This window comes from uncultured Actinobacillus sp. (assembly GCF_945915845.1).
In the GTDB taxonomy this organism is placed as follows: domain Bacteria; phylum Pseudomonadota; class Gammaproteobacteria; order Enterobacterales; family Pasteurellaceae; genus Exercitatus.
In genome coordinates, this window is the sequence record NZ_CAMEFX010000009.1 from 14313 (window position 1) to 26931 (window position 12619).

General features: G+C 41.1%; 11 protein-coding genes and 1 riboswitch. Of the genes, 5 read left to right on the forward strand and 6 right to left on the reverse strand.

The genetic code is table 11. The features are described 5' to 3' along the window. Positions 1-10 precede the first annotated feature (10 nt). The 3 genes from lepB to era are packed head-to-tail and all read left to right on the forward strand — an operon-like array spanning position 11 to position 2638. Positions 11-1033 carry a signal peptidase I gene (lepB, locus tag Q0O89_RS03890; protein ID WP_293730403.1) on the forward strand — a complete coding sequence of 341 codons (1023 nt, stop codon included), beginning with the start codon at positions 11-13 and terminating at the stop codon, positions 1031-1033. 1 nt (position 1034) lies between these two features. Further along, the gene (rnc, locus tag Q0O89_RS03895; protein WP_293730404.1) at positions 1035-1712 is read left to right on the forward strand and encodes a ribonuclease III; all 678 of its coding nucleotides are present in this window, start codon (positions 1035-1037) and stop codon (positions 1710-1712) included. Continuing rightward, positions 1709-2638 carry a GTPase Era gene (era, locus tag Q0O89_RS03900; RefSeq protein ID WP_273316683.1) on the forward strand — a complete coding sequence of 310 codons (930 nt, stop codon included), beginning with the start codon at positions 1709-1711 and terminating at the stop codon, positions 2636-2638. The genes rnc and era overlap by 4 nt, the downstream gene beginning before the upstream one ends. 94 nt (positions 2639-2732) lie before the next feature. Here era and ribB read toward each other — a convergent pair whose 3' ends face one another. The 4 genes from ribB to ilvY all read right to left on the reverse strand — a co-directional run bounded on the left by ribB (position 2733) and on the right by ilvY (position 6881). Then, positions 2733-3377, reverse strand: coding sequence for a 3,4-dihydroxy-2-butanone-4-phosphate synthase (ribB, locus tag Q0O89_RS03905; protein ID WP_293730405.1), 645 nt, complete (start codon positions 3375-3377; stop codon positions 2733-2735). Positions 3378-3458: 81 nt separating this feature from the next. Beyond that, a riboswitch (FMN riboswitch) is annotated at positions 3459-3594 on the reverse strand. A gap of 207 nt (positions 3595-3801) precedes the next feature. After that, positions 3802-4542 carry a pyruvate formate lyase 1-activating protein gene (gene pflA, locus Q0O89_RS03910; RefSeq protein ID WP_273316687.1) on the reverse strand — a complete coding sequence of 247 codons (741 nt, stop codon included), beginning with the start codon at positions 4540-4542 and terminating at the stop codon, positions 3802-3804. A 90-nt stretch (positions 4543-4632) separates the two neighbouring features. Beyond that, positions 4633-5757, reverse strand: a complete 1125-nt coding sequence (gene dprA / locus Q0O89_RS03915) for a DNA-processing protein DprA (RefSeq protein WP_293730406.1) — start codon at positions 5755-5757, stop codon at positions 4633-4635. Between the two features lie 242 nt (positions 5758-5999). Beyond that, complete coding sequence (gene ilvY, locus Q0O89_RS03920) at positions 6000-6881, reverse strand: HTH-type transcriptional activator IlvY (RefSeq protein ID WP_293730407.1); 882 nt, start codon at positions 6879-6881, stop codon at positions 6000-6002. A 139-nt stretch (positions 6882-7020) separates the two neighbouring features. Between ilvY and ilvC the strand changes: the two genes are divergently transcribed. Then, positions 7021-8502 carry a ketol-acid reductoisomerase gene (ilvC, locus tag Q0O89_RS03925; RefSeq protein WP_273395525.1) on the forward strand — a complete coding sequence of 494 codons (1482 nt, stop codon included), beginning with the start codon at positions 7021-7023 and terminating at the stop codon, positions 8500-8502. Between the two features lie 66 nt (positions 8503-8568). Further along, the gene (locus Q0O89_RS03930; RefSeq protein WP_293730408.1) at positions 8569-11073 is read left to right on the forward strand and encodes an autotransporter outer membrane beta-barrel domain-containing protein; all 2505 of its coding nucleotides are present in this window, start codon (positions 8569-8571) and stop codon (positions 11071-11073) included. 321 nt (positions 11074-11394) lie between these two features. Here the strand turns inward: Q0O89_RS03930 and rplA are convergent, their stop codons facing one another. Together rplA and rplK are read right to left on the reverse strand one after the other, a co-directional pair. Continuing rightward, positions 11395-12084 carry a 50S ribosomal protein L1 gene (gene rplA / locus Q0O89_RS03935; protein ID WP_273315231.1) on the reverse strand — a complete coding sequence of 230 codons (690 nt, stop codon included), beginning with the start codon at positions 12082-12084 and terminating at the stop codon, positions 11395-11397. 4 nt (positions 12085-12088) lie between these two features. Then, the gene (rplK, locus tag Q0O89_RS03940; RefSeq protein ID WP_005818234.1) at positions 12089-12517 is read right to left on the reverse strand and encodes a 50S ribosomal protein L11; all 429 of its coding nucleotides are present in this window, start codon (positions 12515-12517) and stop codon (positions 12089-12091) included. Positions 12518-12619: the final 102 nt, after the last annotated feature.

The window sequence follows — 12619 nt, forward strand, 5'->3', positions numbered from 1 at the left end:
AAGGATAGTTATGTCTAAACTTTTTCTTCCCATTTTATTTGTAGTGGGCTTTGGACTTTGGAAGCTGTTGGATCATTTTCAGTTGCCCAATACTTTTTCAATTTTGTTAATTTTATTGACCGCGCTTTCGGGGTTGTTGTGGTGCTACCATCGTTTTTCGGCCATTCCTCGCCGAAATCGTCAAATTGCACGTATGGAGCAACGCAGTGGTAAAACCTTAACGGAAGAAGAAAAAGCACAAATTGCGCCCATTAGCGAAGGCGAAACCTTTATTGCGTCGTTATTCCCTGTATTAGGATTTGTGCTTATTTTACGTTCTTTTGTGTTTGAGCCGTTCCAAATTCCGTCACAATCCATGGAGCCAACATTGCGTGTGGGCGATTTTATTGTGGTTGAAAAATATGCTTATGGTATTAAAGATCCTGTCTTTCAAAATACGTTGATTGAAACCGGGAAAGTTCAACGTGGGGATGTGGTTGTTTTCAAAGCACCGCCTGCACCGAATGTGGATTATATTAAGCGTGTGATTGGAATTGGTGGCGACCGTATTTTATACAATGAAATTGACCGCACTTTAACCTTGATTTACGGTAAAGACGGTGTGCCTTGTGAAGAAAATTGTACGGTAAAAACCTTTACTTATAGTCAACCTAAAGCCAATGATGACTTTAAGGCAATTATGGGCAAAGATCAGAATGGCAAATTGATTTATGGTCCGAGCATGTTGGAATTAACGGAAAACGGTGATGTTAGCCATAAAATTCACTGGTATCCGGAGCCAATTTCAGAAGGGTTCCGTTATAAAGATCATGCGAAGCAAGAATATTATGTGACGGAATGGGTTGTGCCTAAAGGTCATTATTTTATGATGGGTGATAATCGCAATATGAGTGAAGATAGCCGTTTTTGGGGCTTTGTTCCTGAGAAAAATATTGTTGGTAAAGCCACATTTATTTGGTTAAGTTTAGATAAAAAACCAAATGAATGGCCTACAGGTATTCGTACCGAACGTTTATTTACGAAAATTCAGTAATATGCATCATCATTTAGAGAGACTACAACGTAAGATCGGCTATGAATTTGCCGATCTTGGTTTATTAAAACAAGCCTTAACCCATCGAAGTGCGGCTAAAATTCATAACGAACGCTTAGAATTTTTAGGCGATGCGATTTTAAACCTCACTATTGGGGAGGCACTTTTTCAACAATTCCCACAATGCAATGAAGGGGAGTTGAGCCGTATGCGCGCGACATTGGTTCGTGAGCAAACACTCGCCGAGCTGGCAAAAAACTTTGAATTGGGTGAATATATGTTGTTAGGGGCCGGGGAGTTAAAAAGCGGTGGTTTTCGCCGTGCGTCCATTTTAGCGGACTGCGTAGAGGCGATTATTGGTGCGATGTCCTTAGATAACAATTTGCCTAAGACAATGGAAATTGTGCGTTTTTGGTATACAGATTATCTTGCTAATATTCAGCCTGGGGAAAATCAGAAAGATCCGAAAACACGTTTACAAGAATATTTGCAAGGTAAGCGTTTGCCGTTGCCGACTTATAATGTCACGAATATTCAAGGTGAAGCACATTGTCAAACCTTTACCGTTGAATGTACCGTACCAAATCATGATCGTATTTTTATTGGTGTCGCGGCCAGTCGCCGTAAAGCTGAACAAGCTGCGGCAGAGCAAATTTTGAAAGAATTGGGTATAAAATGACAGAAGAAATCTTAGCTGTTGAAAGTCACGAAGAAACCTATTGTGGTTTTATTGCCATCGTTGGTCGTCCTAATGTGGGGAAATCTACCTTACTCAATAAAATCTTAGGACAAAAAATTTCCATTACTTCGCGTAAAGCACAAACTACGCGTCACCGTATTGTGGGTATTCATACCGAAGGCCCATATCAGGCGGTTTATGTGGATACCCCCGGATTACATATTGAAGAAAAGCGTGCTATTAACCGTTTGATGAACCGCGCGGCAAGTTCAGCCATTGGGGATGTGGATCTGATTATTTTTGTGGTGGACGGAACCCATTGGAATGATGACGATGAAATGGTGTTGAATAAATTACGCCAAGCCAAAGCCCCTGTGGTACTTGCGATTAATAAAATCGACAATGTAAAAAATAAAGATGAATTGTTGCCGTTTATTAATGAGATTACAGCAAAATTTGATTTTGCTGAGATTGTGCCGATTTCAGCACAGCGCGGCAATAATGTGCATAATTTACAGAAAATTGTACGCCGTTCATTGAAGAAAGGCATTCACCATTTCCCTGAGGATTATGTGACTGACCGTTCACAACGTTTTATGGCATCGGAAATTATCCGTGAGAAATTGATGCGTTTTATGGGGGAAGAATTGCCTTATTCTGTGACGGTAGAAATTGAGCAGTTTAAATTGAATGAACGTGGTGTTTATGAAATCAATGGGTTGATTTTGGTTGAACGCGATGGCCAGAAAAAAATGGTTATTGGGCAAGGCGGACAAAAAATTAAAACCATTGGAACAGAAGCCCGTCAAGATATGGAGCGTTTGTTTGATAATAAAGTTCACTTAGAGCTTTGGGTTAAAGTGAAATCAGGCTGGGCAGATGATGAACGTGCCTTGCGTAGCTTGGGTTATATGGAAGATTATTAGACAAAGTTATTCTTATTCTAAAAAGCCCCTATATGAAATCAGCATATCGGGGCTTTTGTTTGGGAAATTTAAGCATAGGTTTGTGAGAGAAAACCTAGCAATGATGTTGTTGACGATAGGCGATGAGATCTTCGATAGTCATCATAGCATAGCCAAATTCTTTGGCAAATTTAACCAACTCAGGCGTTCTTGCCATTGTGCCATCATCATTGGTGATTTCACAAATAACACCGGCTTCTTTAAAACCGGCCAAACGCGCTAAATCCACGGCTGCTTCCGTGTGTCCTTGACGTGTGAATACCCCACCTTTTGCCGCACGCAACGGGAAAATATGGCCTGGGCGGTGTAAATCCTGTGGTTTTGCCCCCTCTTTTATCGCTGCCCGAATGGTTGTCACGCGATCTGCCGCAGAAACGCCTGTAGATACCCCGGTCGCCGCTTCAATGGTCACTGTAAACGCTGTTTTATTCACGCTGGTATTATCTGAAACCATTGGGGGTAAATCTAATTGTTGGCAAAGTTCATCTGTAATACACAAGCAGACAATGCCGCTACCGTAACGAATAAGTTTTGCCATTTGTTCCGGTGTGATGGTTTCTGCCGGGAAAATAAGATCCCCTTCGTTTTCGCGATTTTCATCGTCTAAAACAAGCACACCTTGACCTTGTTTGAAAGCATTAATTGCATTGATGACACGTTCTTCTGCTGTGCCAAATTGTGATAATAAAGACTGATTCATAGTAAATACCTTGTTTAACTTTATGAGATACCAGAATCAGGGCGTAAGAAATGACAAAAAACAAGTTTTTGAGCAAAACTTGTTTATTCTCTTTCATCCAGACTTTCACTGTTGGCTTTGGAATTTCACCAAATCTGCTGACTTTATGTATGGTTATACACAAACGCTCGCGGGCTTGACCGCCAGTAGGGAATTGCACCCTGCCCTGAGAACGCGGTTATTATAGATAAAGGCAAATATAAAGAAAAGGAATTAATGAGAAAATTTAAAGGGGGGAACCGTCCTTCAGATTGCTGGCAAAGTTCATCTTTGAAAATAACCTAGCACGAGCCGTGCTAGGTTCGTTAAGCCCAGCCCCGCTGGGGCTGAAGAAAGAGCCGCAAAGCGGCTCCGATTGAGTCATCCTATGTTCCTATAGAGAACATTAATATTTCACTTCATGCCCATAGCTTTCAAGCAAGGCTTTGATGTGTTCCATGGATTCTTTTGTTGGTGGTTTTACCTCTTCCAATTTGTATTCATCGCCCAATACCGCCCATTTGTGCGCGCCCAAGCGGTGATAAGGAAGAAGCTCAATTTTCTCAATGTTTTTCATATTTTGAGTAAACTGCCCCAACAAATGCAGGTCTTCGTCATTGTCCGTATAACCCGGTACGACTACGTGACGAATCCAAGTGCGTTGGTTGCGTTTTTCTAGGTATTTAGCAAACTCAATCACACGTTTATTCGGCACACCAATTAAACTTTGATGTACACGGTCGTTCATTTGTTTTAAATCAAGCATGACTAAATCCGTCACATCCATCAATTCATCGATAATGTGATCGTAATGACGCACAAAGCCATTGGTGTCTAAACATGTATGAATACCTTCCGCTTTACAAGCACGGAACCAATCACGCACAAATTCCGCTTGTAACACCGCTTCCCCACCTGAAGCGGTTACGCCGCCACCTGTGGCATTCATAAAGTGGCGGTAAGTCACCACTTCTTTCATTAATTCTTCCACGGAAATTTCTTTTCCGCCTTCTAAATCCCAAGTATCGCGGTTATGACAATACAAACATCTCATCAAACAACCTTGGAAAAACATAATAAAACGGATGCCCGGTCCGTCCACCGTACCACATGATTCAAAGGAATGATATCTTCCTAAAAGCGCCATAAATTACGTCCTAAATATCTAAAAAATTTTGCATGATTGTAACAAATATTTAAACTTTTTTCAGAAAATTTATTCGCTTTTTTGATGATGTTACCAATTCCTACGATAGCAACCATTCTCACAAATCACTAAGCCTTGCAATTCTAAATCCAATAATTGCGTCAGTAGTTCATCGACCCCTAATTGGCTTTTTACCACCAGTTCATCTACGCTAATTAATTCATGATTAATCATATCAAAAAGTGCCGGATGTTCAGGTTCTACAGGCGCAGGGCGAGCCTTGGGCGTAGAAAGTGCGGTGTTTTTTACCGCACTTTGTGGCGTAGTTGGATGGTGAGAAGAAAAGGTATAAGTCGGTAAATTATCTAAAATATCTTTCACATTCTCCACCAACATTGCCCCTTGCTTAATTAACTTGTGGCAGCCTTCACTAAAACTATTTTGTAAACTCCCCGGAATAGCAAATACATCTCGATTTTGTTCTAAAGCCAAACGAGCAGTAATCAGTGAGCCGCTACGTTCTGTGGCTTCTACCACCAAAGTGGCTAAGGATAAACCGCTAATAATTCGATTTCGCCGTGGAAAGTTGGCAGGAATGGGCGGCTGATTAGGGGGAAGTTCAGACACTAAAGCCCCACCATACTCCAATATTTGCTGGGCTAATTTGCGATGTTTGTTCGGGTAAATCGTCTGTAAGCCATTGCCCAATACAGCAATAGTTTTGCCTTGAATATCCACCACAGCCTGATGACTAAAGCCATCAATGCCCAACGCCAATCCGCTAGTAACAATTAAACCTGCCGCCCAAAGTTCGGTCGCAAAATATTTAGCCCAGTATTCGCCGTAATTCGAACAATAGCGGCTGCCCACCATCGCGATTTGTGGTTCAGATAAAATAGACATATCCCCTTTAACATATAAAACAGCCGGCGCATCAACAGTTTGTTTTAACAAATAAGGGTAATCGGGGTGTAACAAATGCAGAATATGGCACTGTGGCTGTGCCCCCCATTCTAAAGCCGGTTGAATAAATTTCTGTTCAGGCTGAAACCAACGTTGAATTTGGAGAGGTTTCCAGCCCATCGCGCGAAAAGCCTCTTGATCATAGTCTAGCAAATCTTCAAGATTGATTTGGCTGAGTAACTCATTAATACCATTGGATCCTAAACGCGGAATTTGCTGTAAACGAAGAAAAATTTCTGTGTAATCTGTCATAAATATCACCGCACTTTTGCTCAACTGCAAAATATCGAGAATTATGTAGCAGTAGCACAAGACGTTCGTTGAGCTTGTCGAAACGTAAGTCTTGTGCGGCAATATGCTGAAATTCCTTATGGTTCGACAAGCTCACCAATCGTCATTTCAGCTTTGCGCAACTACATAACATCCTGTAACTATAAAAGCGCGGTGAAATTTAGCGAGATTTTTATGTCAATTTTGGAATGACGATCACAAAACTAATTTTGTAGCGTTTCCCAAAAGGCTTTAATAATCGGTAGGGTTAAATTCCGTTTTTGCACACAAATACCTAACTCAAAGGGTTCAATCGGTAAATCTAACTGCAAAGCAGAGACACGTGTTTGTAAGGGGCTGTTTTTAATCACCACATCAGGTAACAAAGCCAAGCCACAACCTGATGCCACAAGGGGCATAATGCCTTCATGTCCTGATACGGTGGCATAAATTTTAGGATGTTTGATTTTCTTTTCCCGTAACCATTGCTCAATGCGCTGGCGCGCCATGCCGTCTGCCGGCAAAATCAAGGGCATTTGTTGCCAATCTATCGGATCTTGCTGTAATAGTTGCGTGGCGGTACAAGCAACCCTTGGCGCAATAAATGACAGCGAAATATTGTCGATATGATGAAAAGCTAACGTATTAGGAAAATTAACAGGGCGACCGGCCAAGGCAAGATCGGCTTGTTGGCTTTGCACTTGCTGCACCGCCATTGCGGCATTTCCTGTTGTAAGTTGAATTTCAACTTTGGGATAACGCACGCGGAATTTTTCTAACACTTGCGGTAAATGGCTGTAAGCGGCCGTCACTGAGCAGAATAATTTCAATTCCCCTGATAACTCTTCCGAATTTGTCCGCACTTGTTGCTTAAATTGTTGCCAACTCGCTCGCTGCTGTTGTGCAAATTGCAAAAAATGTCCCCCTATTTCTGTAAGCAACACCTTGCGGTTATCGCGCACAAACAGGACTTCTCCAATTTCTTCTTCCATTCGCTGAATTTGGCGCGAAAGGGTAGAAAGGGACATATGATTTTGACTGGCTGTTTTCGTAAAGGATTGGGTTTGAGATAAATGAATAAATATTTCTAGGTCATCAAAGGTCATAATTTTTCCACCGCACTTTCTGCTTTCATAATTGCAACTTATGCAACATACGATTTCAATAATATCAATTTACGCAATATAAAAAAAGCGTATAATAACCGCAATTTTTAACAAACCATTTATTCATAAGGAAAACAAAATGGCTAACTATTTCAACACATTAAACTTACGTGAAAAACTTGACCAATTAGGTCGTTGTCGTTTTATGGATCGTAGCGAGTTCGCGGACGGTTGCAACTTCTTAAAAGGCAAAAAAATCGTGATCGTAGGTTGTGGTGCGCAAGGTTTAAACCAAGGTTTAAATATGCGTGATTCCGGTTTAGATATTGCTTACGCATTGCGTGCAGAAGCAATCGCAGAAAAACGTGCGTCATTTACTCGTGCAACAGAAAATGGTTTTAAAGTTGGCACATACCAAGAGTTAATCCCAACTGCAGATTTAGTGATTAACTTAACCCCGGATAAACAACACTCTAAAGTGGTGGCAGATGTGATGCCATTAATGAAACAAGGCGCAGCATTCGGTTATTCACACGGTTTCAACATTGTTGAAGAAGGCGAGCAAATTCGTAAAGACATCACCGTTGTGATGACAGCACCAAAATGCCCAGGTACAGAAGTGCGTGAAGAATATAAACGTGGTTTCGGTGTGCCGACATTAATCGCTGTTCACCCTGAAAACGACCCGAAAGGCGAAGGTATGGCAATTGCGAAAGCGTGGGCAAGTGCGACAGGTGGCGACCGTGCGGGCGTGTTAGAGTCTTCATTCGTGGCAGAAGTGAAATCTGACTTAATGGGTGAACAAACGATCCTTTGCGGTATGTTACAAGCAGGTTCTATCGTGTGCTACGACAAATTAGTGGCGGACGGTAAAGATCCGGCATATGCAAGCAAATTAATTCAATACGGTTGGGAAACCATTACCGAAGCGTTAAAACAAGGCGGTATCACATTAATGATGGATCGTCTTTCTAACTCAGCGAAAATCCGTGCCTTTGAATTAGCGGAAGAAATCAAAGCACAGTTAAACTTCTTATATTTAAAACATATGGACGACATCATCAGCGGTGAGTTCTCATCAACAATGATGGCTGACTGGGCAAATGGCGATGCAAACTTATTAAAATGGCGTGAAGAAACAGGCAAAACGGCTTTCGAAAATTCACCAAAAGCAGACGGTATCAAAATTTCTGAACAAGAATACTTCGATAACGGCGTAGTGATGGTTGCAATGGTGAAAGCGGGTGTTGAAATGGCATTCGATGCAATGGTTGCAAGCGGTATCTACGAAGAGTCTGCATACTATGAGTCATTACACGAGCTTCCGTTAATCGCAAATACTATCGCTCGTAAACGTTTATACGAAATGAACGTGGTAATTTCAGACACAGCGGAATACGGTAACTACTTATTCTCACACGTTGCAACGCCAATTCTTGCAGAGAAATTAATCCCAATGTTACAAAAAGGCGATTTAGGCGAACCAACACCAACCGTTGAAATCGACAATGTGTACTTACGTGATATTAACGATGCCATCCGCAACCACCCAGTTGAGTTAATCGGTCAAGAATTGCGTGGTTATATGACAGATATGAAACGCATTGCTGTTGGTGACTAATTTTTAGTGATAAAAAGCCTGCTATGAAGAATAGTGGGCTTTTTGTGTATATTAGGGATATTAAAAATGAAGAAATTTCAACTTAGTGCAATTACGGCAAGTTTAATGTTTGCTTTTTCAGATGCTTATGCTATTGAGCATACTTGTAATGTTCAAACACAGTGTAATTATAGCTGGCTAATAACGAATACCGAAAAATATCGCACCTTTAATAGAGATACGAGACTTGGCTCAAAATCCGATAATTTAAATGTCAAACTTCTCTCTCAACCTTATCAAAACCAAGCTGCCGCAAGCTCTGCCACTAGCTCAACTGTTCAGCCTCATTTAATAAATATTAATAATTCAAATCTTGATCTGACAGGTAACCACGAAACAGGAAAAGCACAACTGCTGGTTCCAACAGGTGCTACACTCACGTTAGAGAACTTCTCAAGCGATATAGGTGCCAGTGTAATATCTTTGGAAATGGCAGAGGCAACTATCGAAAAAGGTGTGAAAATCATCTTGGGCAAAAGTTATGAAGAAATAAATAATCTGGATCAAATACCCAATTTTTATGGGATTCATGCTAGTGGTGAAAATACTAAAGTGACCAATAGTGCTGATATTGAAGTCAAGGCTGAAGAAGGCACGGCGATTTATATCGCAGATAAAGGAACCCTAACTTCGAACAACCATAACATCATTCTGAATAGCCAGTATGCTACGGGAATTGAAGTGACTAGTGGTTCAACGGCGACTATTAATAATGTAAATATATCTGGTGATAATGTTGAGCAAACCGGCATTACAACAGAGCAGCAATCAAGTTATACCCAAATTAATAACAGTAAAATTAACTTAACCGGTGATGAATCTGGTGGTATCTTAGTATTCAATGCAAGAGTAGATATAAATAACAGCGATATTAATGCACCATACGCAATAGCGACTGAGGCATTTGGTTACGAAAATTCTGATGACCCAATAATTCCTAGCAACAATATTATCAACATCAATAGAAGTAAAGTAGTGGGGCAAAATTCATTATTGATGATTAATCCAAGTAATGATGGTGACGCCAGTGCGCAGGCTAAAATGGATCTTGTTAAAATCAGCCTGAATGCTCAGGATAGTGAGCTTTATGGTGGTGTGCTTACAACTTCATTTGATGAAGATACACCTGAATGGTTTACGAATAATTTGGTTATGACCCTAAATAATAGCCAATGGACAATCAATCACGATAGCAAATTTCAACAGCTTGATATGAATGACGGTAGCCAAGTGATTTTTGAGCGAAAAAATGGTTTTACTACGCTTTCCTTAGAGAAACTTTCAGGCACAGGATCATTTACTCTCAACACCGATCTCGCCAACCGACAATCCGACAAAATTGTGGTAACCGGCTCTGATAGCGGTTCATTTGGTTTAAATATTAAGGATTCAGGTAATGAACCCAATGCAGAAAATGGTAAAGTAACCCTTGTTGAAACCGCAACAGGCGCCGCAAAATTTGCGTTGTTAGGCAAAGATTATGTGGATGCCGGTGCATACCGTTATCGTTTAGTTAAAGAAGGTAACAATTGGGTACTTTCAAATAAAGCAGCAGAAAAATCTTCACCATCAACTGCACAAGGTGGTAATCAATCAAGTGCAAATGCAGGCTCAACTGCTGGTACTAGCTCAGGCTCAACTGCAACACCTCAGGTTGTACTCAGTGAAAAATCCAACGCTCTTGTTTCACTCCGCCAAGCACAACTTGCCTTAGTGGAAAGCAATCTTGAAGGCTTACACCAACGTTTAGGTGAATTGAAAAACGGCGAAAAAGGCAATGTATGGGTGCGTAATGTGAACTCACGCAATGATTTTGCTTCAACCCGTACTGCAAGCGACTCTCGCTCATCAGGCTTTGAGCAAGATGTTCACAGCGTTCAATTAGGCGCAGATGCTGCTTTAACTGATAATATCCGCTTAGGTGGCTTTGTAGGTAATGCTCGCTCTGATGTGGATTTTGACGGCGAATACGGTTCAGGTAAAGTGAAAACTCAATCACTCGGTCTTTACGGCACTTACCTTGCCAACAACGGTTTCTATTGGGATAACGTGGCAAAATATGAGTATGTAAAATCTGAGTCAGCAACCACTGGCAAACGTAAATACAATGCCTATACCCTTTCAACCGAAATCGGACGTATTCATCAATTAGGTCAAGGTTGGACGGTTACCCCACAAATTCAAGCAGCGTGGACAAGATTATCTAGCCAAAGCGATGAAGAACGCTTATCCGCTCTAACTGCCCGTGCTGGTGTGCGTGTGGCAAAAGCCATTGAGTTCAACGGTTGGAAATTACAACCTTACGCAGAAGTGAATGGCATTACTACACAGACGAATAACAATCAGGTTCGTGTAAACCAGCATCGCTTTGAAGTTTCTGATGTAGAGGAAGGCAAAGGAAGATTCCAAACGGCTTTAGGGGTAAACGCTGCCGTAGGCAATCATAGATTTGGCTTAGAAGGTTCAATCACTAACGGTAAATACTTAGATCAGCCATATAAGGTCCAAGCGGTTTATCGTTATAGCTGGTAACCCACTGTCATCTATACACACAAAACCACAAGATTTCTTTTCTTGTGGTTTTTTATTGAGTTCACGATATTATGTAGCAGTTGCACAAGACGGTCGTTGAGCCTGTCGAAACGTAAGTCTTGTGCAGTAACCGCTGAAATGTCTTATGGTTCGACAAGCTCACCAACCGCCATTTCAGCTTTGTGCAACTGCCACATAATACCGTGAGTTCATAAACAGTGGCATAATAGACAAAGGTGTAATAGACAAATTGTTGCTAAAAACAGCAAATAAAAAACCGTAAGATTGCTCTTACGGTTTGCTATTTGAGTATATCAAGGATTAAAGTGAAGCTTGATCAACTGCTACACCAGCACCCATTGTTGTAGAGATGCTTACTTTCTTGATGTAGATACCTTTTGCTGTTGTTGGTTTCGCTTTAGTTAAAGCCGCTAACAATGCTTGAAGGTTCTCTTTTAATTGCTCTGGAGCGAAGTCTGCTTTACCGATTGTAGTATGGATAATACCATTTTTGTCGTTACGGTAACGGATCTGACCAGATTTAGCATTTTTAACTGCTTCTGCTACGTTTGGTGTTACTGTACCAACTTTCGGGTTTGGCATTAAGCCACGTGGACCTAATACTTGACCTAATTGACCTACAACACGCATTGCATCCGGAGAAGCGATAACAACGTCAAAGTTCATTTCGCCTTTCTTGATTTGCTCTGCAAGATCTTCCATACCCACTAAGTCTGCACCCGCTGCTTTCGCTGCTTCTGCGTTTGCGCCTTGTGTAAATACTGCTACGCGAGCTGTACGACCTGTACCGTGTGGTAATACTGTTGCACCACGTACGTTTTGGTCTGATTTACGAGGGTCGATACCTAAGTTTACTGCAACATCCACGCTCTCAACGAATTTAGCTGTCGCGAATTGTTTTAATACTGCGATTGCTTCGTTGATGTCATAAGCTTTAGTAGAATCTACGCCAGCTTTAATTGCTTTCATTTTTTTAGTCAATTTAGCCATTGTATTATTCCTCTACGATTAAGCCCATTGAGCGAGCTGTACCAGCGATTGATTTCATTTTAGTTTCGATAGTCGCACCAGTCATATCTGCTGCTTTAGTTTCAGCGATTTGACGTAATTGTGCTTGAGTTACTGTACCCACTTTATCTTTGTTCGGTTTACCTGAACCAGATTTGATACCTACAGCTTTTTTCAATAATACTGCTGCCGGTGGAGTTTTCGTTACGAAAGTAAATGATTTATCAGCATATACTGTGATTACAACCGGAATTGGTAAACCTTTTTCTAAGCTCTCAGTACGAGCGTTGAATGCTTTACAGAATTCCATGATGTTAACACCTTGTTGACCTAATGCAGGACCAACCGGTGGTGATGGGTTAGCCATACCAGCTGCAACTTGCAACTTAACGTATGCTTGGACTTTTTTTGCCATTTTTTAAGTTTCCTATGTTTTGGGTACAAACGCTGAAAATCAGCTCCCCGATGATAAATAACACTTTCGTGTCGTTACAAAAATATGAGCAAGTTACCTTGC